Source organism: Novosphingobium sp. G106 (genome assembly GCF_019075875.1).
Taxonomy (GTDB): Bacteria; Pseudomonadota; Alphaproteobacteria; order Sphingomonadales; family Sphingomonadaceae; genus Novosphingobium.
Genome location: NZ_JAHOOZ010000001.1, coordinates 2,535,325 through 2,559,233 on the forward strand (window position 1 = coordinate 2,535,325; position 23,909 = coordinate 2,559,233).

26 protein-coding genes and 2 pseudogenes are annotated in these 23,909 nt (G+C 61.5%); 13 read left to right on the forward strand and 15 right to left on the reverse strand.

The window, feature by feature from the left end; translation table 11 throughout:
• Nucleotides 1-67: 67 nt before the first annotated feature.
• The 3 genes from KRR38_RS12165 to KRR38_RS12175 form a co-directional block, all read right to left on the reverse strand.
• The gene (locus tag KRR38_RS12165) at nt 68-1,039 is read right to left on the reverse strand and encodes a cytochrome D1 domain-containing protein (RefSeq protein WP_217401798.1); all 972 of its coding nucleotides are present in this window, start codon (nt 1,037-1,039) and stop codon (nt 68-70) included.
• A gap of 22 nt (nt 1,040-1,061) precedes the next feature.
• Nucleotides 1,062-2,156: an alpha/beta hydrolase gene (locus tag KRR38_RS12170; protein ID WP_217401800.1), complete on the reverse strand. Its 1,095-nt coding sequence runs from the start codon at nt 2,154-2,156 to the stop codon at nt 1,062-1,064.
• A gap of 91 nt (nt 2,157-2,247) precedes the next feature.
• The gene (locus tag KRR38_RS12175) at nt 2,248-2,904 is read right to left on the reverse strand and encodes a TetR/AcrR family transcriptional regulator (protein WP_217401802.1); all 657 of its coding nucleotides are present in this window, start codon (nt 2,902-2,904) and stop codon (nt 2,248-2,250) included.
• 103 nt (nt 2,905-3,007) lie between these two features.
• On the opposite strand from KRR38_RS12175, the gene KRR38_RS37340 reads away from it, so the two are divergent.
• Both KRR38_RS37340 and KRR38_RS12185 read left to right on the forward strand, forming a co-directional pair.
• Complete coding sequence (locus KRR38_RS37340) at nt 3,008-4,486, forward strand: CoA transferase (RefSeq protein ID WP_217401804.1); 1,479 nt, start codon at nt 3,008-3,010, stop codon at nt 4,484-4,486.
• Between the two features lie 59 nt (nt 4,487-4,545).
• The gene (locus KRR38_RS12185) at nt 4,546-5,511 is read left to right on the forward strand and encodes an alpha/beta hydrolase (RefSeq protein WP_217401806.1); all 966 of its coding nucleotides are present in this window, start codon (nt 4,546-4,548) and stop codon (nt 5,509-5,511) included.
• A 224-nt stretch (nt 5,512-5,735) separates the two neighbouring features.
• Here KRR38_RS12185 and KRR38_RS12190 read toward each other — a convergent pair whose 3' ends face one another.
• From KRR38_RS12190 to KRR38_RS12220, 9 genes and pseudogenes are all read right to left on the reverse strand, one after another.
• Nucleotides 5,736-6,002 carry a zf-TFIIB domain-containing protein gene (locus KRR38_RS12190; protein WP_217401808.1) on the reverse strand — a complete coding sequence of 89 codons (267 nt, stop codon included), beginning with the start codon at nt 6,000-6,002 and terminating at the stop codon, nt 5,736-5,738.
• A 94-nt stretch (nt 6,003-6,096) separates the two neighbouring features.
• Nucleotides 6,097-6,276, reverse strand: coding sequence for a DUF465 domain-containing protein (locus KRR38_RS12195; RefSeq protein WP_217401810.1), 180 nt, complete (start codon nt 6,274-6,276; stop codon nt 6,097-6,099).
• Between the two features lie 255 nt (nt 6,277-6,531).
• Nucleotides 6,532-6,831 (reverse strand): DUF1153 domain-containing protein, encoded by a 300-nt coding sequence (locus tag KRR38_RS12200; RefSeq protein WP_217401812.1) that lies wholly within the window; start codon nt 6,829-6,831, stop codon nt 6,532-6,534.
• A gap of 122 nt (nt 6,832-6,953) precedes the next feature.
• Nucleotides 6,954-8,300: an MATE family efflux transporter gene (locus tag KRR38_RS12205; RefSeq protein WP_254514769.1), complete on the reverse strand. Its 1,347-nt coding sequence runs from the start codon at nt 8,298-8,300 to the stop codon at nt 6,954-6,956.
• A 65-nt stretch (nt 8,301-8,365) separates the two neighbouring features.
• Nucleotides 8,366-8,545, reverse strand: a complete 180-nt coding sequence (locus KRR38_RS37345; RefSeq protein WP_309141034.1) for a hypothetical protein — start codon at nt 8,543-8,545, stop codon at nt 8,366-8,368.
• Between the two features lie 254 nt (nt 8,546-8,799).
• Nucleotides 8,800-9,138 (reverse strand): annotated as a pseudogene (locus KRR38_RS37350) (exonuclease domain-containing protein); the annotation flags it as partial.
• Between the two features lie 179 nt (nt 9,139-9,317).
• Nucleotides 9,318-10,001: an FAD-dependent oxidoreductase gene (locus tag KRR38_RS36035; RefSeq protein ID WP_309141035.1), complete on the reverse strand. Its 684-nt coding sequence runs from the start codon at nt 9,999-10,001 to the stop codon at nt 9,318-9,320.
• Nucleotides 9,952-10,575, reverse strand: a complete 624-nt coding sequence (locus KRR38_RS36040) for an FAD-dependent oxidoreductase (RefSeq protein ID WP_309141036.1) — start codon at nt 10,573-10,575, stop codon at nt 9,952-9,954. Before KRR38_RS36040 ends, KRR38_RS36035 begins: the two co-directional genes overlap by 50 nt.
• A 103-nt stretch (nt 10,576-10,678) precedes the next feature.
• A complete protein-coding gene (locus KRR38_RS12220; RefSeq protein ID WP_217401814.1) occupies nt 10,679-10,945 on the reverse strand; it encodes a hypothetical protein in 267 nt (88 codons plus the stop codon).
• Nucleotides 10,946-11,921: 976 nt separating this feature from the next.
• Between KRR38_RS12220 and KRR38_RS12225 the strand changes: the two genes are divergently transcribed.
• From KRR38_RS12225 to KRR38_RS12250, 6 genes are all read left to right on the forward strand, one after another.
• Nucleotides 11,922-12,314, forward strand: a complete 393-nt coding sequence (locus KRR38_RS12225) for a hypothetical protein (RefSeq protein ID WP_217401816.1) — start codon at nt 11,922-11,924, stop codon at nt 12,312-12,314.
• An 11-nt stretch (nt 12,315-12,325) separates the two neighbouring features.
• Nucleotides 12,326-12,679: a hypothetical protein gene (locus KRR38_RS12230; RefSeq protein ID WP_217401818.1), complete on the forward strand. Its 354-nt coding sequence runs from the start codon at nt 12,326-12,328 to the stop codon at nt 12,677-12,679.
• 716 nt (nt 12,680-13,395) lie between these two features.
• On the forward strand, nt 13,396-14,595 hold the full coding sequence (locus KRR38_RS12235; protein WP_217401522.1) for an IS256 family transposase: 1,200 nt from the start codon (nt 13,396-13,398) through the stop codon (nt 14,593-14,595).
• A 466-nt stretch (nt 14,596-15,061) separates the two neighbouring features.
• The gene (locus tag KRR38_RS12240; RefSeq protein WP_217401820.1) at nt 15,062-15,394 is read left to right on the forward strand and encodes a hypothetical protein; all 333 of its coding nucleotides are present in this window, start codon (nt 15,062-15,064) and stop codon (nt 15,392-15,394) included.
• A gap of 115 nt (nt 15,395-15,509) precedes the next feature.
• Complete coding sequence (locus tag KRR38_RS12245; protein ID WP_217401822.1) at nt 15,510-15,773, forward strand: hypothetical protein; 264 nt, start codon at nt 15,510-15,512, stop codon at nt 15,771-15,773.
• 318 nt (nt 15,774-16,091) lie between these two features.
• Nucleotides 16,092-16,670 carry a 2OG-Fe(II) oxygenase gene (locus KRR38_RS12250; RefSeq protein WP_217401824.1) on the forward strand — a complete coding sequence of 193 codons (579 nt, stop codon included), beginning with the start codon at nt 16,092-16,094 and terminating at the stop codon, nt 16,668-16,670.
• A gap of 145 nt (nt 16,671-16,815) precedes the next feature.
• On the opposite strand, the gene KRR38_RS12255 is transcribed toward KRR38_RS12250, so the two are convergent.
• Nucleotides 16,816-17,736 (reverse strand): citrate synthase, encoded by a 921-nt coding sequence (locus KRR38_RS12255; RefSeq protein ID WP_254514770.1) that lies wholly within the window; start codon nt 17,734-17,736, stop codon nt 16,816-16,818.
• A gap of 288 nt (nt 17,737-18,024) precedes the next feature.
• Between KRR38_RS12255 and KRR38_RS37735 the strand changes: the two are divergent.
• From KRR38_RS37735 to KRR38_RS12280, 5 genes and pseudogenes are all read left to right on the forward strand, one after another.
• A pseudogene (locus KRR38_RS37735) lies at nt 18,025-18,645 on the forward strand (citrate/2-methylcitrate synthase); the annotation flags it as partial.
• Nucleotides 18,646-18,673: 28 nt separating this feature from the next.
• Nucleotides 18,674-19,114, forward strand: a complete 441-nt coding sequence (locus KRR38_RS12265) for a citrate/2-methylcitrate synthase (protein ID WP_217401826.1) — start codon at nt 18,674-18,676, stop codon at nt 19,112-19,114.
• 144 nt (nt 19,115-19,258) lie between these two features.
• Nucleotides 19,259-19,708 carry a transposase gene (locus tag KRR38_RS12270; protein ID WP_254515292.1) on the forward strand — a complete coding sequence of 150 codons (450 nt, stop codon included), beginning with the start codon at nt 19,259-19,261 and terminating at the stop codon, nt 19,706-19,708.
• Nucleotides 19,705-20,061, forward strand: a complete 357-nt coding sequence (tnpB, locus tag KRR38_RS12275; RefSeq protein ID WP_217401830.1) for an IS66 family insertion sequence element accessory protein TnpB — start codon at nt 19,705-19,707, stop codon at nt 20,059-20,061. The genes KRR38_RS12270 and tnpB overlap by 4 nt, the downstream gene beginning before the upstream one ends.
• A 31-nt stretch (nt 20,062-20,092) precedes the next feature.
• Nucleotides 20,093-21,610, forward strand: coding sequence for an IS66 family transposase (locus tag KRR38_RS12280; protein WP_217401832.1), 1,518 nt, complete (start codon nt 20,093-20,095; stop codon nt 21,608-21,610).
• Nucleotides 21,611-21,692: 82 nt separating this feature from the next.
• Here KRR38_RS12280 and KRR38_RS12285 read toward each other — a convergent pair whose 3' ends face one another.
• On the reverse strand, nt 21,693-22,787 hold the full coding sequence (locus KRR38_RS12285) for a sensor histidine kinase (protein ID WP_217401834.1): 1,095 nt from the start codon (nt 22,785-22,787) through the stop codon (nt 21,693-21,695).
• A 504-nt stretch (nt 22,788-23,291) separates the two neighbouring features.
• Nucleotides 23,292-23,696, reverse strand: coding sequence for a host attachment protein (locus KRR38_RS12290; RefSeq protein WP_217401843.1), 405 nt, complete (start codon nt 23,694-23,696; stop codon nt 23,292-23,294).
• Between the last annotated feature and the right edge of the window lie 213 nt (nt 23,697-23,909).

The following is a 23,909-nucleotide window of genomic DNA, read 5'->3' on the forward strand; positions in this document are numbered from 1 at the left end:
CTGCGAGACGATCACGGCTCCGAAGTGACGCATCGACCGCAAGTGCCGACAGCCGGCGAGTTCGACGTCATGGTGCGATCCCTATGCCGTCGCCACCTTTGCCAACCGCCAGGCGCCTCAGGACCTGACCTGAGGCCAGATCAACCTCCGCAATGGTGCCGCGCCCGGTCTCGGCGACGAGAACATGCCGCCCATCCCGCGTGAATGTGGCCGTCACCTGGACTGCGTCTCGCGCTCCGCTGACCGTGAACGTGCGCAGGAGTTTGCGGCTCGCGACATCGAACACGCTCAAGGTCCCTGCGCCGATATTGGAGGTCACCGCTGTCCTGCCATCAGGACTGATCGCCACGCGGATGGCGACGGGCTCGGTGGCCAGCGTCTCGATCGTGCGGTCGCTGGCGAGATCGACGATGCGGACCCTCGGCGCCGAATTGTCGCCCACCCACAGCTCGCGGCCGTCGGGTGTGACGGCCAGCCCTTCAGGATTGCCGCCGACCGTAATGTCCCTGATCTTTTCCGCGCGCCGCAGGTCAATCACGCTGATCGTCCCCGCGCCGACATTCGCCACGTATCCAAAGCGTTGGTCCGGCGAAGCCGCGATCATGTGCGTTCCGGCTTGTTCGGTGGCGATGCTTTGCAGGGTGCCGCGCCGCGGATCGACGAGCACGATGCTCCGGCTCTTCTCCGCAGCAAGCGCGATTCGGCCGTCGCGCAGCCATACGATCCCGTGGGGCGCAGCGTTCGGCGACAGGTCGATGCGCCTCGTCAACCTGGCGGTCGAAACATCGAAGATATCGAGCGTCGTGCCACCATAAGCGGCAACGGCCGCCTGCTTTCCATTCGGCGAGACAGCGATTTCGTGCGGCGCCTTCCCCGTCGCTACGCGCGCCCGTTCATTCCCGCTTGCTAGATCGATGAAGCTGACAGTGTCTTCGCCCTTGTTCCCGACCAGCAACGTATCCGCCAAAGCGACCGGCGCTGCTGCCAGGAGACCAGCCAAAGCGTAAATGTACGCGAATGCTCGCCCGATGTTCTTCATCGGTACAGTCCCAGCCCAGCCGCTACTTGCCGAGCCGGTGGTCAAACCAGCTGGCGATATAACGCATGGCGTCCTGCGACTCTGGCGTTTCGGGCGCGGTGCTGTAGCTCTGATGCCAGCCACCTTCGATCATATAGAGTTCGGACCTTACCCCGCGCTTCAGGAGACTAGCATGGCCAACGACCACACCGCTCATTTCCGGCGCGCGCGTACCCGATAGCCAAAGCGTGGGCGGATAGTCGGCCAAAATCTCCGGGGTAATTTCGGGAACGACATCCCTCCGGTCGTAGTCGTCGCCGAAGTAGCCGCCCCTGGCGACCAATGTAGTGCCGGGCCAGGCAAAGCCGCCGCTGAAATTCCAGATCGCCGAATCCCCAGTCGCGGTTTGAAAAGCGCAGGACAAGGGGGCGATGGCACCGGGCAGCGGAACGCCGTGCTTCTTGAACCAGGGGATCGATTGCAGCGTGATGACGCCGCCCGCCGATCCGCCGAATATCCCGACGTCACGCGCTGCGTGGGTCTTGAGTATCTCGCGGTAAACCGCAGTAAGGTCCTCAAGCGCAGCAGGATGCGTCGCCTCCGGATAGAGCCGGTAGTTGATGCTGATCACCTCGATCCCGCTGAGCGACGCGACGGGTATTGCATCGAGCATCGCGACGGATGGCCATCCGACCATGAACGAGCCGCCATGGACTTCGATCAGGATGCGTCTGCGGTTCTTGCTTGAGACACCGCCCCGAGGCCGAACACGGATGACTTCTACACCGGCAATAGTCTCTTGCGACATCTCGACGGGATAGCGCTCCCGGACGAAAGGAAGCGATCGTTCGAACATCGCGTTGACCACCGAACGCATCTTGGCAACGAGCCGCGGATCCTTGGGCGGCGTTATCGTGCCATTTCCCGGGCCGGCGAGCGATTGCGCGTAGGCGCGCTTCAAAGCGTCGCTGGCGAGCACGGAGGCTGGATAGGAGTAAGCCGGGATCTCAATCGCACCGAGGCTTGGCTTCGGCTTGACGGCGGGCGCCGGCTCTTCCCCCGCGACGGAGGAACTCGCCATCACTGCAAGGACTGCCAGGCCTGAGAGCGCCATCGACCGGATGCACGGTTTCACCATCGCCGTCTCCCACACGGCTTGGCTCGTCCCATGCGTTGCCAACTCGGCCGTGAGGAGTTTTAGCTACGCTCCGTAGCTTTTAGAGTCAATATCACCAAGCCGCGGAACCCCGCATCAGCAAGTCGACGCAGCTTTCAGCGAACTCTTGAGCATCGATTTCTGGCGCTTTCGATGTCGGCGCGACGAATTCGATCCAACCACCCAGCATGGCCATGAGAGCGGTCGCAACCTTCTTTGGATCCCGCGCCTCGATCCCGCTCTCCGGTCCGAGCTCGCGAATATCGCTCTCCAGTTGGGTCATGATTTTCTCGTACCCGATCGCCTCGTGCCGCCCGCCAATTTCCTCCGAGCTGCTCCAAGCGGCTGACGCGAGCGCCCAGAATGCCTGGACTTCCGGTGTCGTCGCACGATGCAGGATCTTGGCAGCGATGCGCTTCAAGTGCTGTTCGAGACTCTCACCCGAAGTGATGGGCTGATCGACTTCGCCCCAGGCGGAAATACGATCGCCCAGGACAGCCCGGAGCAGGGAACGCTTGTCGGGATAGCGCTTGTAGAGCGTCGTCTTGGGCACGCCTGCCTGGGCTGCAACAGCTTCCATCGATGTGCGCTCGTAACCGGCCGACAGAAAAGACTGGGCCGCCGCGTCTCTGATCGCGCGCTCGATCGCCGCCGACTGAGTTGCACTAGGCCTTCCCCGCTTCGGCTCGAATGGCGCATCGACTGCGATAGACTGCTTCAGATCTGGCATTTGGTGAATACGGCCTTCAGCTTGACATCGCTTACTCGAAACTAAAAACTACGATGCGTTGTTTAAAATTGACCCGGCACGATAATCAAGGGAGTTGATGCGGGTGTCCACCCTCACCGAAAAGCTCGAATGGGCTCACCGCAACCCGCACTCTTCAGCGCAGTTCGATCTCATGGCAGCGCTCGACGAGGTGCTGGCGCCGCTCGGCCTCTCGCAAGGCGATGCTGGCGGATCGATAGAATACTGGGGCGCCGATCCCGTCGTGAAGAGCCCGCTGCGTTTGGGAGCAGCGGCTTCGATCGGCCTCCTGGCCAAATCCATCGCGGCAGCGGCCATGCATCGCTGGCGTGGCGGCGCCGGGCAGGACATCTCGGTGGACCTGCGCAGGGCACCGCACCGGCTGAGCCCTTTCTATGATTTCCAGTGGGAACGTCTTGGCGGCTATCCGGTCCGATCGTCGCTCGAAGCCGGCAATATGATGAGTGCCATCTTCTATCGAACGGCCGATGGCCGCTTCGTCATGCCGCAGGCGCTCTATCCGAACCTGCGCCAGCGGGCGCAGGACCTGCTCGGCATTCCGCTGACCTGGCCTGCGATTACCGCGGCAATCGGCAAGTGGAATGGGCTCGAGTTGGAGGCAGCAGGCGAAGCCGCCGGGATCGTGATGCCCATGGTTCGCACCCTTCCCGAGTTCCTGAAGGAGAAGCAGTATCGGAGCGCGCTTGCCGAGGCGCCGCTCATCGAGATCATAAAGATCGAGGATTCTGCTCGCGAGCCGCTGCAAGTGCCTGGCGATCAGCCGTTCTCGGGCTACCGCGCGCTCGGGATGGGCCATGTCATTGCGGGCGCCGGGCTTGGCCGATCGCTCGCGCTACATGGCGCGGATGTTCTGAACCTCTGGCGGCCAGGCGAAGCCGAGCAGGAGACCATTTATGCCTCATCCAACGTCGGGCTCCGCTCGGCATGGCTTGACCCCCGCAACGATCGCGCTCGGCTCGGCGAATTGCTCGCGGGTGCCGACATCTTCTTCCACAATCGTCGACCCGCCTTCCTTCGCGAGATCGACCTTACGCCCGAAGCCGCGGCACGCGAGCGGCCCGGAATCATCTACGTATCGGTTTCGCTCCACGGCTTGACCGGCCCCTGGGCAAAGCGCCCCGGCTTCGATCAATCCGCCGCCTGCGTAACCGGGATCATGGCCATGGAGGGTACCGCCGATCAGCCTCAGCTTCCGCCGATCGTGGTGATCAACGACTATCTCGCTTCCTGGCTAGCGCAGGCCGGCATCGTCGCCGCACTTCGCCGGCGTGCCGAAGAAGGCGGCTCCTATCATGTGCACGTATCGCTTTCGCGGATCGCCCTGTGGATCCTGTCGCTGGGTTTATTCGATCAGGACTGGGCGTACCGCACGGCAGGGAGTAGCGAGACGCACAGCTATCTCGACCCGGAAATCTTTCACGCGGAAACGCCCATGGGAGACTATCAGGGCGTAAGCGAACAGGTGTCGATGTCTCTCACGCCCGGGCGCTACGATCCCGTCCTGGTCGCTCGCGGCTCGGGCAGAGCCGAATGGCTGAGCTAGCTCGAGCAATTGCAGCCTCGCCCACACTCATCTTGACCGATTGAACCAGGACCCAGGCGATGCCGATCCTTCCTGCACTTCAACCGCTGTTCCGGACCATAGCGCAGCAAGGCGATGCCCCCTCTCGCAACCTACCTGTCCGCGAGGCTCGGGAACGCGCGCATGCCGCGATGGAACAATACATAACTGGATACTACGCTTCTGTAGATCCACTTCCCATCGAGCGGGATCTCTGTGTTCCGGTCGATGGGGGCTTCATTACAGTGCGCCTGTACGCGCCAAGCGCCCGACAGGGACCGCTGCCATGCCATGTCTATTATCATGGCGGCGGCTTTTGGCTGGGCAGGCTCAAGCACTTCGATCCCCTCTGCCGCGCGAGCGCTAGCGACGCGCAATGCGCCGTGGCCTCTGTAGACTATCGGCTGGCGCCCGAGTTCAAGTTTCCGACAGCTGCCGAAGACGCATACGCAGCCCTGCTCTGGCTTCATGAAAATGCCGGTGCGCTGAACCTCGATCCAACTCTTATGTCGGTAGGCGGCGTGAGCGCGGGCGGCAATTTGGCTGCGGTGGTTTGTTTGATGGCGCGTGAGCGGCTCGGACCACCTATTTTACTTCAAGTATTGGAAGTCCCGGTTCTCGACCTTTCAACTCAAAAGGACCTCCGAATACCCGAAGAAGCTATCACCCTACCTTCCGGCAAAGATCTATATTGCGCTTACTACCTCGAGGACCCCGTAAAGGCCTTGCATCCCCATGTCTCACCCCTGCATGCGGCTAACCTGACGGCACTGCCACGGGCACTAATCATGATAGCCGAATACGATCCCCTTGCGGCAGAAGGCCGTGCTTACACCAAGCTTTTATCTGAGGCCGGAGTACCAACTGAACTTATCGAATGGAAAGGCCAGTTCCACGGTGCGCAATCGATGGCTCGGTTGATACCGGATGAAGCATTTTCCTATCACACCAGAATTGTCGAATTTCTAAGAGAGAACCACGGGATCGCAAACGTTCGATTCGAATGATGAACCTACGGCAGCTATCAGGGACCCTGAAATTCATGCTGTAGGTCCGCTTTGTCGGCGTCAGTAGCCTGAAGGACGACGCGACCCACCTAAATGCACAGACGAGAAAAGACCTGCTGCCCCAGCTCTGCCACCGCGCATAATCGGTCTGCTGAGTTTGGAATATCTCAGATTATACATACGCCTGGGCGAATGCCGCCGACACAGGCCGGCGGCATTGCTCCTTAGTCGAACAGCTCCTCGAGGAACGATTTCTTGCGCTTTTGAGGGCGATACCCGCGCGGTTCGTCGACCCTCGGCTGGCCCTGCCAACTTACGGAAGCGGGCTGGCCGGGGTTGGGCTGGGAAAGTTGTGCAGGCACTGCCCGTTCGATGATCTTGTCGAGTTCACCGCGGTCAAGCCAGACGCCTCGACAAGACGGACAATAATCAATCTCGATCGCTTGCCGCTCCGACATCACAAGGGCGGTGTGACAGACCGGACATTCCATTCCGGGCTTTCCTGGGTGGTTCATAAGATGCCCTTTCGACGAAAAGGATCTGGCGCTCGAATTGGCAAACACACCGCCAATAAGCTGGGATGGATCATGCTCTCGCACTCCGCGATCCAACCATGTGACCGGACAGCCGATCTTTCACGAGAAGCTTCAGCTTCTTGAGGCGGAGCAATCTGAAATCACTCGGGAAACGGTGCTTCAACTCGCGCCTGATTTCATCATCCAGCTTGCGGTGGATCAGCGTGAGTTTGTGTACGATATGGTTCATAGCCACTCTCCAATCGATGGTTCATCGTTCGGGTCAACGATGGTGGAGAATGGGATTGTGCCACCTGACCAGCATCGAGATAACCCGATGCGGTCCGACATCACGTTCGCCTTGAAAGGCGACCGCCAGAGGGGCCCGGCCCGCAGCTATGAGGTATTGGCGGAGCCGCCGACTTACAAGGGGCACCACGCCGGAATGGTTGCCACCAACGGTAGCACACGGCTTTCGAAACTCAGGCTATTACCGTGCCTGCCGTCAAAACCTGCGCTGACGCTCATAGAGGTCACGGTAGCGCTGCATATGGGTGGTCCTGAGACCCTGCATGCCCGACCGCTCAACAGCGCGCTGCCAGTAAGCAAATTCTTCGATTGTCAGCGAGTACCGATCGCATACTTCCTCGATCGTCAGGAGGCGGCCATGGACGGCGGCGACGACCTCAGCCTTGCGGCGGACGGTCCAACGAGGCGTGGCCGGCTTTGGCAGCGAGTCCAGCGTAAGCAGCTCGCCGAGCGGCCCTATGACCGTCGCGGGACGGATCGGTTGATTGTTGAGCACATCTCTCTCCCGCGACTGCCCACGTCTCTGCCGGAAGCGCGAGCGGTTTGGCGCCAATAGAGCAAGGTGATTAAAGCGAGGTAAGCCCCAAACCGGTTGTGCGGTCCGAACTAGGAGAACGGTCATCCGAGGTCGCGGCGGATAAGGCCCGGCAACAGATAGACCTGCCCCACGGAGCGAATGACGAAGAGCAAGCAGAACGCTAGCCACAGCCCGTCGTTGCCGAGGGGCGCGGCGAGATGAAGGGCGGCTACATAGACAGCCATCGCACCCGCCATCGTGAGAACCATGGCGCGGGTCCAGCCGGCGCCCACGAAGACGCCATCGAAGACCGACACGAAAACACCCAATACAGCGAGTAGCGCCGTCCACCCGATGTACGAAGCAGCCGCCTGGGTCACCGCGGAATTGATGCTGAACGTCGCCGCGAGCGCTTCTCCGGCGACCAGATAGACGATCCCGATCACAAGACCTGTAAGGAAGGCCCAGGCCAACGAGCTGCGCAGCACCATGACGAAGCGGCGCCGGTCACGGCTGCCCTTGGCCTCGCCGCACAGAACCTGCGCAGCGCTCTCGAATCCATCGACGATCAGCGACGAAAGCATGAATATCTGGAACAGTATGCCGTTCGCGGCGAGCACGACCGGCCCTTGCTGGGCGCCGCTGCGCGCGAGAAGAAGCATGGCCGCTGTGAGCAACAGGGTGCGCAAGAACAGGTCGCGGTTGAGGCTGAACAAGTGGCGCAGCGCCTTGCCGTTCCACGTCGCGCGTTGTCGGGCAGCAGCCAGCGCATGACCAGCGGCAGGTACGCGCGCCACGGCTACGGTCAGCAGTACCAATTTGAGCAGTTCCGACCCCGCGGTCGCGACCGCCACGCCCGCGATCCCCCAACCGACCCAGAGTACAAGTGCGAGATCGAGCGCGATATGAACGGCGTTGGCGACGACTTCGGTGATAAGGATGATCCGCACCCGCCGCTGCCCGATCAGCCAGCCGCTGAGCACGCAGTTGAGCAGCCAGGCGGTCCCGACCCAGTAGCGGATCTCTATGTAGACCCTGGCGTTGACCGCGATTTCGCCTTTCGCTTCGAGCAAGGCGAGCCCTGCCCCCACAGCCCAGGGCCGGACGAGCAGCAGCAGCAAGCCGATTGCCAGCGCTGCGGCCAGGCTTCGGGTCAGGATCGCAGCCTGTTCCTCTCGATTGCCGCTGCCCGCTGCCTGCGCGGTGAGCGCTACCGTTCCAGTGCGCAGAAAGGCAAAGACGATCAGCAGCGCCATCATGAATTTCGCGCCAAGCTCGACCGCGCCTTGCGCCGCTGCGTCGCCGAGCCGGCCGATCACCCACATGTCGGCGAGGCCGAACAGCGCTGTCGCAACATTGGTCAGCATCGCCGGCAAGGCGATGCTCCAGACGAGGCGCGAGGGTGACTGCATCGCCAAGCCGGTTGCAGGCCCGGCGGCGTCCGTCAATCGGCGCCGAACTCATGGGGACGCGTCGGTTCGCCGGTTCTCGCGAGCCGGCTGGACGATGTTTCTCAGGAGAGAGTCCGGCCGATCCGGGCCTTGAGCTCGCTCTCGGTCACGATCTCGATAGTCTGCCCGGCCTGTTGCAGTTCGCTTGCACGCCGGTGGGCCGGGCTGGCATGGTAGAATCTGCCAAACGGCTGATCCGCGCTGATAACCAGCATGGTCGAAGTCGTACCGACCGAGGCCACAACCCGGGCTCCTGCTGCCGCGAGCCAATGGCCCAAGGCGCTGTCGCGAGTTGCACCCAGGATCGCGGCTTTCTGTCCTTTGAGGGGCCTTCGGCGGCCGCCTTCGGGGATTTGCCGCCTCGCGGATTCGCCGGCTTGAGCCATTCCGCCAGTTCGATGCCGGTGTGACCGATCGCTCTGACGATCACCATCCCAGCGGCGCGCGCATCGCTCAAAGCGTCGTGGTCTTTATGCTGGACTCCGAGAAAGCGAGTGAGGGCATTCAGCCGGTGGCTGGGGAGCTCTGGCCATGCCCTCTTGGCGACCCGGACGCTGTCGAGCCAGGTGGTCTCTATCGGCTGCCTTTCATGCACGCGGCAAGCCGCAGCGAGTGCACCCTTGTCGAAGTAGGAGTGGGCAACCGTAACCCGTCCGGACAAATGTCCGTTCACGATCGAATGGATATCGGCAAAGGTGGGCTGCCCCGCGACGTGGTCGCAGTTGATGCCGTGGATCCCCGTGTTGAACGGCGAGAAATCGTCGCACGGATCGAGCAGCGTTTCGTAAGCGAATGCCTCCGCCCCATTTCGGACCCAACAATGCCGATCTGGCAGATGCTACTAACGCGGGAGCAGGCTGTCTCGACGTCAACAACTACGAAATCGACATCGAGGTCTTCGTTGCCGTATGCGTGCGGAGAAGCTGTTTTCAAGGGTGACGCGGGGCGCATGGTCGCACCCTATTATCCGACCGCTCCTGAACATCAACTCTGTCAGCCCGAACGCGATCACATTCATGGCACAGTCCGGTCACTGCCAGATTCCGCCTGCGTGATGAGCCGCGCACCGCGCTGGTTGCGCGTGTAAATCCACAACCAGTTGAGTGCGACGCTGAGGCGGGAGCGGACGCCGACCAGGAAATAGATGTGAGCGATTCCCCATATCCACCAAGCAGCTGAGCCCCGCAGCCTGAGCCATCCGAAGTCGATCACCGCCTTGCGCTTGCCAATCTGGGCGAGGCTGCCTCCATGGTGATACCGGAACGGCGGCTGCTCGCCTTTGCCCGAGAGCCGCCGCCGGATCGTCTTGGCGACGTAGGCCCCCTCCTGCTTCGCGGCAGGGGCGATGCCCGGCACCGGCGCACCACCGGGCACCTGGACGGTGATCGTGTCTCCCACCGCGAAGATGTCGGGATGACCCGGAACGCTGAGGTCCGGCTCGACAATGATCCGCCCGTTCCGGTCGGGCGCCACGCCCAACCATAGTGCGGCCGGCGAGGCCCGCACGCCGGCCGCCCAGATAACGGTACGGGCTTGCACCCGCTGGTCGCCGAAAGTAACCGCCCCGCGCTCGATCAGCGTAACCATGGCATCCAGCCTAACTTCCACGCCAAGCTTCTCCAGCGCGCGCTTCGCATAGTTGGAGAGGCTATCCGGATAGCCGTTGAGGACCTTCGGTCCGGCCTCGACGATCAGCACATTCGCCTTTCGGGTATCGATCGTGCGGAAATCCTGGGGGAAGCGTATCATGCGCGAGATCCGCGATAGTGCCGGCCAATTCGACTCCGGTGGGGCCTGCTCCGACGATGACGAAGGTAAGGAGTGCAGCCCTGCGCGCCGGGTCGGCTTCGCGCTCGGCTTCCTCGAATGCCAGCAGAATGCGGCTACGGATGGCAGTAGCGTCCTCGATCGTCTTCAGCCCCGGAGCGACAGCTTCCCATTCGTCATGCCCGAAATAGCCGTGCCGGGCACCGGTCGCGAGGATCAGCGTATCGTAGGGAACCAGGCTTCCATCTGCGAGGCGCACCGCGCGGCCGACCGTGTCCACGCCTGTCACGGTTTCAAGAATGGTGGTGACGTCCTTGCGGTCGTGGAGCATCGATCGGATCGGCCACGCAACCTCGGACGGCGCGAGCGACGCGGTCGCGACCTGATACAGGAGCGGCTGGAAGAGATGGTGATTGCGCTGGTCGATGAGGACGATATCGACCTCAGCGCCCTTCAGACGCTTCACAGCCCACAGGCCGCCGAACCCGGCGCCCACGATGACCACGCGATGTCGTTTCGATAGATCTTTGCTTGCCGTCATCGGTGATATGATCACCTTTCGAGATGAGCGCTCTGCGGGAGTTTCCCAGTGTCGGCGGTCTTGTAGACTAGTCCCGGGCAGGGTCACCTTCATAGTCGCCAAGAGCAGCTTCAACCATCGCGCGCCACATGTCCGGGTCGCCAGCGTTCGCCATGACGATATCAGGCTCGCGGAGCGTCTTCAGAACGGCCACAGCGTGCCCGATATAGAGATGCCACTCTGCATCCACCTCATCGCCAGCGGAAGGCTCGTATCCTTCGGCGTTCACGCTCAGTCGTTCCGCGGCGAGAACGCGTGCTATCCGTTCCACGGCACTCAGCTCAGAGATCGGCATGTCATCCTCCTGACGGTATTACCCAGACCGGAACGCCGCCGCCTCTATACAGGTTGCACGTCCCGGTAGTCATGCCGCTCGGATCGCCCGATTAGCGCGATTTGGATTGTCGCTGCGCTGCGGCGATGCTAAATCGGCTTGGCGGATCGCACGGCTACCGCGCGTCAAAGGCGGCGCTGAACAATGCTGGTTCGCAATCGACGCGCGCCGTCGCAGTCCACGCTCCATCGTTGTCACGTTGCATCGCGGCATAGTCGGCACCGCCTTTTTTCTCGCCATTCCAAAGCAACGTCCAGCCTGGAAAGCTGTTCGATCCCGAGCGGGCGGCGCTGCAATTGCTCGGCGTGATCGAGGAACTGAAAGTGTCCGATAGTGATAAGCAGTTCGATTTCGAGGGCAAGTGAAGTCGCGTTTTGACGGCCTAAATCGGCGCTTTGCTGAAGGCTGAGATGACCCGTCGAACGCTTCCGAAAGCAGAACAAAGTAACCGGACGTGTGGACATTCGATTTTAATGCCGCAACGTGGCGGTAGGCAACCTCGCTGCTTCCGTAGTCTCAAGGCGGTGCGCTTCGACCAGAGCCCGGCCGAACGCCTCCTCAATTGCTTCGAGCTGCCCCTCAGCCAGTACGTGCTCGTGATCACAGTACGATCACACGCATCGGCCGGTATGGGCACTGGCCGTTTCGAAAGGCATGGTCGTTGGAACGACCGAGAGGCGAATTCCACATGAATCCGGCCCTCGGGCCAGCTTTATCGGCGTGAGCACGCGATCGCCGCCGCCGTTGGGAAACCCGCCTCTTGCCCTTGGCCGACCACCGCCGGCCAACAATTCAGGAAAGGTACGAAGAAGATCGAAAGCTGACGTGCGTCGCGCTTGTAGCGAATGACGAGCGTGCCCATATTGAGGTTATCGCCCTCAATGTGTGAGCATAGCGCGACAGAGAGTTAGCGACTCCCGCTCGGGCGGAGGCGCGTATGCCAAACAAGCCACCCAAAACGTCGCGTTCTTTTTCGGCTTTTTCCTCGGCCTCCGAGGAAGCTCGCCTATACCCTGATGAGACGAGCTCACGTGGCGCCACGAATGCAGAGCCGGGCCGCGGCGGAGCGAATGCAACGCCGAATGAGGTGACTGAGGTCGAGCGCCGGGTGCTCGCCCACGAACGGATCTTGCAGGCGCTGATCGGTCATCTCGCGGACGACGATCCTGAAATCCTCGTACAACTCAAAGCGCGCTTCGGTAGCGGCCACGACCTTGGGCAGCACGAGCAGAACTACGTCTCGACAGATGACTATTGCGATCACTTCATTCGCTCGATCGAGCTGGAGGTCGAGCGGCGCAAACGACGCGATACTGGCGGTCGAGGGTAATGGAGAATGTTATGTCTGACATGGCCGAAAACATGCTCGCCCAGAGCAGAGCATATGGAACTTCGGAAGAGCGCGAGGTGCTCGCACTCGAATCGATCGCTGACCAGCTACGATTGCTCGTCGAGCTTGGAACCCGAGCAGCAAACTCTGAGGTAAGCCGCGGCACTGCAGAAGTGGCGAGAGCGGATGCCGCTGATAAGCGTGCCTGGGAGAATGAAGGTGGAAGTCTCGACAAAGGATTGGGCGCTTCCCTTGGCATCAAGCATAGCGCGACCGCCCAGTTCGAGACAGGTGGATATCGCTATACGAAATTGGAGGATGCAGTCGCGCAAGCCAAACGCGCCCGCCCTCGTTCGACCTCCTGATCGCGAGGGCCAGGCCTGCAACGAGGGTCTTTCGGGCCTCAGCCCGCGCATTCGCCTGGTTGCAACGACGCGCCGATTTGACCTTAAGATCTCGATGCAAAAGAGAAATTCAAAATAGGGCGACCCTTGCTAGAGGGTCGCCCTAAAGTCGAGACGCAACGATTCGTTGAGTCTCCGGGTCGCATCTCCCGTATGCTCTAGAATTGATAAGAGTACGACGAAATTCGACTGATAATTCCTTGAGGATGATATTTTCGAAATAATACCGATTGTGAGGTGCGAATCTATTTATAGGGCGTATGACACTGACACATAGACTTCTTGCCTCCCCCACGATCAGGCAAAACTGAAAGCTAGTTTTGATGCCCCCCGCTTCCGCCGATTAATCCCCCCCAGATCGGCTTTCGATAGCCATGTCATGTCAATGAAGGCATTTCACGTCCGAAAGACAGGCGCCGAGGAGCGGCTCGCCAAAATTGTGCTTCGTAATCATCGCACAGCAACATTTGGTGAAATGCTTTCCGATCTCGGGTGAGCACGGTTAGGCGATGCTCGCAGGTCGTGCCCCGGATGGTGGTGTAGCTCGAGGGTAGCGAAGCTGACCGGACGCGCGCTTTCCATATAGCGCTGTAGCGGCCGGTCAGGTTCGCGGGTGGTCATCGGAGATCTTCGGATAAGGTTGGGTTGCAACACTCAACTTGAACGAGGACGTTCCGATGACCGAAGACATGATGGACCTGCAGGCGCTGGTGGGAAAGAGCCCGGATGCGGATTTTCTGCGCGATATGATCGGCTTTGCCGCGCGGCGACTAATGGAGATGGAGGTCGGCGGCCTGACCGGGGCCGCTTACGGCGAGAAGGACGTCGAGCGCCTGGCCCAGCGCAATGGCTACCGGGATCGCGACTGGGAGACCCGGGCGGGCACGGTCGAGCTGCGCATCCCCAAGCTGCGCAAAGGCAGTTACTTCCCCGGATTTCTGGAACCCCGGCGGATGGCCGAGAAGGCGCTGACCGCTGTCATCCAGGAAGCGTACATCCAGGGAATCTCGACGCGATCGGTCGATGATCTTGTCAAGGCCATGGGCATGAGCGGCATCTCGAAGAGCCAGGTAAGCCGGCTCTGCGGAGAAATCGACGGGCGCGTGAAAGCCTTCCTCGAGCGGCCCATCGAGGGCGATTGGCCATACGTCTGGATGGATGCGACTTACATCAAGGTCCGGCGAGCAGGCCGGATTGTGTCGGTCGCCGTCATCATCGCCGTCGGCGTCAACAGTGACGGTCGCCGCGAAGTGCTCGGCATGGCGATCGGCCATTCCGAAGCCGAGACCTTCTGGACCGACTTCCTGCGTAGCCTGGCTCGCCGAGGCCTGCGCGGCGTGAAGCTCGTGATCTCCGATGCCCATGAGGGCATCAAGGCGTCCATTGCCAAGGTGTTCAGCGCAACCTGGCAGCGCTGCCGCGTCCACTTCATGCGCAATGCCCTGGCGCATGCCGGAAAGAGCGGGCGCCGGGTCGTATCGGCGTTCATCGCCACGGCCTTTGCGCAGGAGACACCTGAGGCCGCAAAGCTTCAATGGCGCTCAGTTGCAGACCAGCTTCGTCCCTCGGTCCCCAAGCTCTCTGCCTTGATGGACAGCGCCGAAGAGGACGTCCTGGCCTACATGACCTTCCCGCCGCAGCATCGCACCAAGCTTCACAGCAACAACCCCATCGAACGCCTCAACGGTGAGATCAAGCGGCGGACCGATGTCGTCGGAATCTTCCCCAACGATGAAGCGATAACCCGCCTCGTCGGCGCTATCCTCCTGGAACAGAACGACGAATGGGCGGTCCAGCGCTGCCGCTACATGAGCCTTGAGAGCGTCGCGGGATTGAGCGACAATGCCATCATCACGTTGCCAAGCATGGCAGCCTGATCAATCCGGCTTAGCCGGAGATCGACGTGGCCACGCCCGCGATCCTACACCACGCCATGGGGCACGATCTGCTCGCTGGCCCGGGCGAGGCTAGGCCGGCGGCATAAATTTCCTACGCAATTTGGAAGTGGGACCGAATTGTCGGCGGCTGAAACTCGGTCGAAGTCCGATGTGTGTCACCTAATTCGGTACTAGCTCAAATAACCTAAGTGACAAATCGCGGCCGCCTTTCAGGCATCCCCTCCCAAAACTTTTTCTGGCTCGGCCCAACATGCCGGGCCCTTTTGTGGCCATCCAGAGATCGGTGCGGCCTTGAAAGATACGTAGGTGGTCGGGCAACCTTTCCCGCTGCCGAACGCTTGGAACAAGGCTGCCGTCGCTGCCTTGCGTGAACTTAGTTCCGATCCCTCCCCCCAGAGTAGTGGCGACGGCAGTTACCCCTCGAGCAGCCCCCAAGGAATGCTTTATGAGCGATCTTACCGCCATTGAACCGGCCCAGGCCGTCTCGCACGACGCTGCAGCCGCCAAAGCTCCCGATGCGCGTCGCCACTATTCGAGCCCAGAGGATCTAGCCGAGGACATCGATCTGGATATCGCAACACGGCAGGACCTGCTGAGCCAGTGGAAGCGGGATCTTGATCAGCGACTTGAGGCAGAGTCTGAAGGCATGGGCGCTTCCGATCCGATGGCTCACGAACAAGAAGCAAAGCTAGCGAATGAACATCGCAGGGTGAGCAACGCTCTCGAAGCCCTAGTCCCGAAGGATCCCGCTCCCTTGCGGTGCGCGGAAAGTGAATGAAGGAATACGGGTTGGTAGATGGCCTGGCGCATGCGGAGCTACCTGTGGCGCTCACCTCAGATGATCCCGCGTGCGTTGTCACTTTGAGCGCGCAGCGCACGGAGGATATTCCGCAATGGCAAACTCTTTTCCCCGCATCGTGCGCTCCGACCTCTCGCGCTCGGTTACGCTCGACGATTTGACTGTGAAAGTCGACATTTCGCGCTTCGTGCACCACCGCGAGTGGGTCCTGAAGGTCTTTACCGAAGACGGAATGGTGACGATCTGGGATGACTCTTTCGTCAGCGAGGTCGAAGCACTCGCCGTCTTTCAAAGCGCCGTCCAGGAAGAGGGCATTGCCAGCTTTTTCGGCCATAATGGTACCGAAACGGTCCATTGAGACGCTAACAACAACGAAACGCGAGAAACCGTCGCCAATGAGATGCTATCGACCTTGACTGCGTGGCCGCTCCGCACCGAGATCTACCTCCGGTTAGAAGCCGACAAATTACACTCGGGAATTAACGCAGGACTGCTGTTAGAAGGTGAAGCACTAGGCTCGAGCGTCAGCTATGAGGGCGTCTAGCGCCTGCGAACCGGGCGACGGTGTTCAGGTGCTGACTTTCACTTTGCCATTGAAAGAGGGAGTTTATCGCGCTCAAAGCGAAGGCTTTGAAACCGACGCTATTACCGCCAGCGTCAATGGAGTGACAGGGAAGTGGCCCAGGCCAAATGGATCGCCCAGAGCGTCTGCACTATCTTTGGCTTCTTGACAGAGGCCGAATGCGCAGCCCTGATCAGTCGGAGCGAAGCTATGAGCTACGAGCCTGCCCTGGTATCGACCAGTTCCGGTGCTCGGAGTATTCCCGATCTTCGTAACAATGACCGCGTCATTGTCGATGACCCGGAATATGCGGCCACGCTGTGGCAGCGCCTGGAACCCCTCATTCCACCCACATTCCAGGAAAGGTGGAGAGCATCGGGTTTGAACGAGCGCTTGCGGTACTATCGCTATGACGTTGGCCAGCGATTCGACTGGCACTGCGACGGGAATTTTTGGCGTTCAGATACCGAGGAGAGCCATTTCACCTTCATGATTTATCTCAACGACGATTATGAAAGCGGAGAAACTATATTTCGATCTCTCCCGGAATACACATCAGTCGACCTTAAAGTTCAACCTCAAACAGGAATGGCTCTTATGTTTCACCATCCTGTCTGTCATCTGGGCGCGACCGTTCGTGGTGGCAGAAAGTACGTCCTTCGCACAGACGTCATGTATTGCCTGACCGAGTGACTTAAACGGCGGAAGGTCGCACAAGCTATGGTTTCGCAAACCACAATATTTTCGCCATTTCGCCGCTTCGATTGGAGATGAACAGACGGCAGCTTCATGGCGCGCACTAAAGGCGATCGAACGGCAGAAATGTCGGCGCTTGCGGTCAATCCGGAAGCGCACCGGTATATTGGGCGCGCGGCCTGATCAGCTTGTCTTCGCCAAATTGTTCTACGGCATGGGCGACCCAGCCAATGCTGCGCCCTAGGGCAAAGAGCCGGAACGAGGCGTCCTCGGGCAACCGGCCCAGCCGGGTCAGAACCGCGAGCGCAAAATCAATGTTTGGGCGAAGACCGCAGACGTCCCCGACTTCGGCGCAGAGGTCGTCGGCCAAAGCATAACCCGGCAAGATCTCGAACAGGGCAGCAGCCCGCGGGTCGCCGATGGGATAGAGCGGGTGTCCGAAGCCCGGCAGGTGCCGGTGAGCCGCCAGCGCCTGGCGAACTGCGACGACAGGGCCGCGTCTCTGGGCCTCGTCCAGCAGGGCAAGGGCCGCAGCGCCCGCACCGCCATGCCGCGGCCCGGTCAAGGCGGAAAGGCCCGCGAGGAGACACGCCGCGATCGGGCCCCCCGTCGATGCCGCGACACGAACGGAAAAGGTCGAAGCGTTGAGCTCGTGGTCGGCAAGAAGCACCAGCACGCGCCGCAGCGCTTCGGCATAGTCCCCGTCCAGCGACCAGCCGCTGGCGAGCCTGCTATCCAGCGCTCCTTCCATCGGCGCCGCACCGAATGCTTCAGCCAGCCGTGATATCGCAGCCTCTCCATCGACGAAGAGTCTGTCGCGGCTGCGCCCGAGGCCCGGGTAGCTTTCCGGAACAAGCGCTGCGAGCGCCAAAAACGGCTGGGCGGGTGTTCCGTTCGGGGAACGGGAAAGCGAGACTGGCCGCCCGGTCTGCCAGAGGATCTCCGCAGCCTCCTCCCAGGAAGCCGATCGCGCCAATGTGGCCGCGTCGGTTCCCCGATAGATCAGCCGCCCCTGATGGACAGTCGAGATCGCCGTCTCGAGCGACGGTTCGCCCCAGGACATCGTACTGCTCGCGACGGCAGCACGGCCGCGGCCGCGTGACCGCCGGCTCCGCAAGTTTTCGATGTCGCCCGCACTGTACAGACTTCGGCGCGGGTCCTCTGGATCGGAGCGTACGCCAATCCGGCCACGGCTGACGTAGGCATAGAGCGTCTGTTGCCGCACGCCGAGGCGGGTGAGCGCTGCAGCGCTATCAATCCAATCTTCCATACATTGATTTAATTGATCAAGATTGATGATTTTGCAAGAGAAGGTCATGTCTGTCGCACCGAAACCGATAGGAGCGATCGAATGGCGAATGGTTTGGACAATGTCGTCGCGGCGGAAACCGTGCTGTCGGATGTAGACGGACTCGCGGGCCGGCTGATCATCAGGGGCAAGACGCTCGCTGAGATATCCGGCCGCTGGTCGTTCGAAGACGTTGTCGCGCTTCTCTTCGACGGATTCTTCGCCGACCTGCCGGCGGGCGAGGATCTGGCCCGTGCAATCGGTGCAGCACGCTGCGAGGTTTTCGCACGGATCGGCTCCTCGCTGGACAGGCTCGCGCTGCTTCAGATCTACGATGGCGTGCGCGCTGGGCTAGCTATGATGCCCGACGGAAAAAGCCTGGACGACGCGTTGCGTCTGCTTGCGGCACCCGCCGTGCTCACGACAGCCCTGCTACGGCGCCAAGCCGGGAGTGCCCCGATTTCGCCCGACGAGACAGCAGGGCATGCCGCGGACATTTTGCGGATGACAGGGCACAACGATACCGATGGAGTTATCGCACAAGCACTTGACGCCTATCTGGTGACCGTCAGCGACCACGGCCTCAACGCCTCTACTTTCGCGGCGAGGGTCGTCGCCTCGACCCATGCCGGACTGACATCCTCGGTTCTGGCCGGGATGAGTGCGCTCAAGGGCCCGTTGCACGGCGGTGCCCCCCGGCCCGGTCATCAAGATGCTCGACGACATCGCACGCGAGGGCGTGGCGCGGCCCTGGCTCGAACGCGAAGTACGCGCGGGCGGCCGACTCATGGGGTTCGGGCATCGCATCTACAAGACGCGCGACCCTCGCGCCGATGCGCTGAAAGCGGCGGTCGAACGACTGCGCGAGATGCCGGCGATCGCCGAACGGCTGGCCTTTGCCGAACAGGTAGAAACCGAGGCCCTTGCCGTACTTCGCCGCGAAAAGCCCGGCCGGACGCTCGATACCAATGTCGAATTCTTTACCGCGCTGCTACTTGAGGCCGCGGGCTTCCCGCCCGAAGCCTTCACCTGCCTATTCGCGACAGGCCGGGTAGTCGGCTGGATCGCCCATGCCCGCGAGCAACGCGAAGGCGGCAGGCTGATCCGGCCCCAGTCCCGCTACGTAGGCCCAATCGAGAGCATCGCCGCATAGCGTTGCCGGACGGGCATCAAATCGATGGAGATCGCAGCAGGCTGCCTGAACCGTAAGCGGAGCTTGAGCCCCACCTTGCGGCCGTGATCCGGAGCGCAGAGTCTCGCCGCCCTTGGTCGGGCGGAGGTCGCTGGTGCTATGACGATGTCATGTGATGATGCTGGCACTAGCGTTGTTCAGCGGTTCGAGGTCTTCACCGGCGCGGGCAAGCGCCGTGATTGGCCGCCAGAGGTAAAGGTCTCGATCGTAGCGGAGAGCTATTCGGGCCAAGAGACCATCAGCGCCGTTGCTCGCCGGCATGGCATCTGTCCCTCGCAGCTGTTCACCTGGCGCCGGGAGTTGCGCAAGGAGATAGAGGCGCGAGGGGTGCCGCTGCCAGCCTCATCAGCCCCGGCGCCTCTCTTCGTTCCCGCAGTGATCGAGCAACGGCCTTCGCCCGAAGCAACACCGGTCGCGAAGCGACCACGCCGGCGACGGGCGGCGCCTCCAAGTGCGGTAGAGCTAGAGATCGACGGCGTGGCGGTGAGGATCGCGCGCGGTGCGGATAAGGGGCTAATCGCGGCGGTAATCGAAGCGCTCAAGGCAACGCGATGATCGGACCCGGCGCCGGTGCGCGAGTAATGGTTGCGACGCGGCCCGTGGATTTTCGCAAAGGTCCAGACGCCTTGGCGGCGCTGGTCGGTGCCGAGTACGGCGGCGATCCCTTTTCGGGCGTGATCTACGTCTTCCGGGCCAAGCGCGCAGACCGGATCAAGCTGATCTGGTGGGACGGTACCGGCCTGTGCTTGATGGCCAAGAAGCTCGAGCAGGGGGGCTTCAAGTGGCCCGGCATCCAGGACGGCGTGATGCGCCTGACGGCCGCGCAACTCGGAGCTTTGCTCGAGGGTCTCGACTGGCGCCGGGTCCATGGTGGACGCCGACCGATGGCCCCGCAGATCGCCGGTTGACGGGGCGTTCGCTGGCTGATTCACTGCTTCCATGCTCACGGAAGCGGACCTCCCAGACGATGTCGATGCGCTGCGGGCGCTCGTCCTCGAACAGGCCCGCAAGCTTGAGAAGACCGACGCGGAAGTCGATCGCCTGAGGGCGATCATCGAGGCTTTCCAGCGCCATCGGTTCGGCCGTAGTTCCGAGCAGCTCGATGACGATCAGCTCCAGCTCGCGCTCGAGGACGTCGAGACAGCGCTGGGCTGCGCCGAAGCCGCCGTCGATGCCAGTGGCGGGCGTCAGCGCAATGAGCGTCCCCGCAAAACCAACCGTGGGTCGCTCCCGTCGCATCTCGAACGGATCGAACAGGTCGTCGATGTCGAGGACAAGGCTTGCCCCTGCTGCGGCGGCGCGCTCCATCAGATTGACGAGGACGTATCCGAGCGGCTCGATGTCGTGCCGACCACATTCCGCGTGCTGGTCACCCGCCGGCCGCGCTACGGCTGCCGTTCGTGCGAGACTGCGGTCGTGCAGGCTCCGGCGCCAGCCAGGATCGTCGAAGGCGGCATTCCGACCGAGGCGCTGATCGCCCAGGTTCTAGTGTCCAAGTACGCCGATCACCTGCCTTTATATCGGCAGGCCCAGATCTACGCTCGGCAGGGCATTGAGCTTGACCGATCGACGCTGGCGGACTGGGTCGGGCGAGCGGCCTGGTACCTTCGCCCCTTGCGCGATCATGTGCTCGAACGGCTCCGACGATCGGCAAGACTCTTCGCCGACGAGACGACGGCGCCGGTGCTTGATCCGGGGCGTGGTCGAACCAAAACTGGCCAGATATGGGCTTATGCCCGCAACGACCGACCGTGCGGCGGCGAGGATCCGCCAATGGTCGCCTATGTCTATGCCGCGGATCGCAAGGCGGAGCGGCCCGAAGCTCATCTGGGCGATTTTGCCGGCATCCTGCAGGTCGATGGCTACGGCGGCTACGCCGCACTCGCCCGGCGTCGGGGCCAAGTGAGCCTGGCCTTCTGCTGGGCACACGCTCGCCGTAAGTTCTACGAACTGGCCGACAGCTCCCCGGTCGCCACCGAGGTCCTGCGTCGTGTCGCCGCGCTCTACACCATCGAAGATGAGATACGGGGATCACCGGCCGAGGAGCGACGCGCCGTTCGTCACGATCGCAGCCGCGCCATCGTCGACGACCTACGCCAGTATCTCGAGGCCCGGAACCGCCAGGTCAGCGCCAAGAGCAAGCTCGGCGAGGCGATCCGCTACACGCTCACCCGCTGGGACGGCCTCGCGCGCTTCCTGGACGACGGCCGTATCGATCTGGACAACAATACCGTTGAGCGATCGATCCGGCCGCTGGCGCTGGGCCGGAAGAATGCCCTTTTCGCAGGCTCCGACGAGGGCGGCGACAACTGGGCGGTGATCGCCACGCTCATCGAGAACTGCAAGCTTAGCGCCATCAATCCCCATGCCTGGCTGACCGAGACGCTTGCCAAGCTCGCCAACGGTCACCCCGCAAATGGCGTCGGCGATCTCATGCCCTGGACTGCCGTGGGCTGAGAACACCGCTTACCCTGAACCAACGGCAAATATCAGGGATCCAATCGAAACCGCGGAAGGGCAGCTTTGTCGGCGCTGGCAGTCACGGCCCGACCGTGGGATTCTCGGGCGCTGCATCGGCACGGTCGAAGTAGATCGTAACGCACATGCCGCCGCCCGGCGAAGATCCAACCTGCATCCGTGCCTTGGCATTTTCACGCAGCGATCGAGCTATCACCGCGCTAAGCTTGCCAGGTGCGGGCCAGGTTGTGCCCGCCGGAAGTCCTACACCGTCATCCGCGATAACGACGCGGCAGCCCGCTTCGTCGACCAGGCTGTGAATTGTTATGGTCCCGCCCTCGCGCCCAACGAAGGCGTATTTCAGGGAATTGGTCAGCAACTCGTTGACCACGAGTCCAGCGGGCATCGCCACGTTGGTAGAGACAGGCCAGCTATCGACTTTGAGATCGAGCCGAATTCCTTCGGTGGCGTGCGCCTGCATGACCGATGACGCGACCTGGCTGAGGTAGATGCCAAGATCGACACTGTCCTCCTGCTCATCGCCGGACAACGCCTGATAGAGCAAAGCGAGCGCGTTGATGCGCCCCGCCAACCTGTCGAAGCGCATTCCCGTGTCATCGTCGGCGACATTGCGCGCCTCCAGCCTGATCAGCGCAGTGATCATCTGCAGGTTGTTTTTGACGCGATGCTGCAGTTCGCGCAGCATCGCGTCCTTGTCCCTCAGACTCTGCCTCAGCCCATCCTCGTCGCGGAAATGCTGATCGACGCGGGCCAGCGCGACGAGACGGAATATGGGCGTGCCGTCGTCGTTCTCGATGGTATTGGACCAGGCATCGACATCGGTGGCGCTGCTGTCCTTTTCGATCGTGAAGGTGCCGATATATTCTTCGTCTTCCTCGACCGCTTCGCTGAGCAGTCGGTCATCGTGATCGGCCGCGGCAACGCCTGGAAGTGCCTTCCAGCTCTTGCCTTCGACGCCCGCGACGGGGTGCCCGGTCAGGCGTTCGAATTCGAGATTGGCGTAGGTGATTATTTCGGACGGCAAGAGTTCGGACACGACGATCGCAATCGGAACATGGTCGAGAAACTGTTTGAAGCGCTCGCTCTCCAGCGCGTCGGCAAGCCCAGGCGTTTCAAGGAGCCTGTTGACCCGATCGGCATCTTCATCTTCCATCATGCAATGCTCCACCGAACGGTGTCGCCCGGCTAGCAGAACCCCTCGGCGAATAATACTCAAGTCCAATTGGATTGGCCTGCATTGCCGTTGAGAACCGCATAATGATCCTGAACGGCTAATTGCCGTCAGGTGCATTCATGCAGCCCGGGATCGATCAAAAGTCGGCGGATTTTCACGTCATCAATCGCGCTCTCATCCTTAGCTCGGTCATTGGTGATGGCACCGCCATGGATGCAATTGTGCGGGCGTTTCCCGCAACCTTGCGGGCTCAGCGACGTATGCATATTGGCTGCCGCTGCTTTATCGAGAGCCCCCCGCTAGCGCCTGGCGGCGGCAGTTTCCTTCCCGCCTACAAATCAATCATGCCGGATCGAACCATCGGGCACGTAATGATCGGGCTCGGATGATGGCTCCTTTGCGAACGGCCGATTTCAACGGGCGGCATGGGGTCGTTGAACGGCAGATATGTCGGCGTCTGGGGATGAGACCTCTGCTGGCACGAATTCAATTAGCGTCGATTGTCTTTTCGACATCAGCAATCGAATGGCCCGTCAGGTCTTTCGAAATCTCACCGACCAGAATGGCCAAGAGCGCCTTGTGATAATGTTTGCGGAGTTCGCCAAGGGTGCGAGGCGCCGCGACAATGATAAGAGCTTCAATCTCACCGTCCAGCACGCGCTTATTGAGCATCGCAGCAGTTCCCGCAGCGAAACTATCTTCCTCTTGCTGGCTATCTGATGGATTTGCTGAACTGCTATGATGCCGCCCACCCGAACCCTTGTTCTCGGTCGAGATGGCGGCATCCTGCATCGCCGTCAGCTTTGGTGCCGTTTCCTCACCATTGTTGCGGTACAGGTTCAGGATCTCTCCATCGGCCACGGCGATTATGGCTCCTTTGGGGATCTTCATGCATATTCCTTCGTCACTGGTTCAGTGAGGCAACGCCCGAGCGGACGCTATGGCCCCATAATCAAGTGACCCTTTCTGCGGTCTGGGCGGGAGGTTCAGCCCCGGCCCGCGGACAGGCCTCATTCATTGTGGAGCCAATCCGGTGGCGATGAGTTTGCCCGAACGAAAGGCAACGTCAGAAGGCCGACTAAGAGTGTCTGAACGGCGGGAATC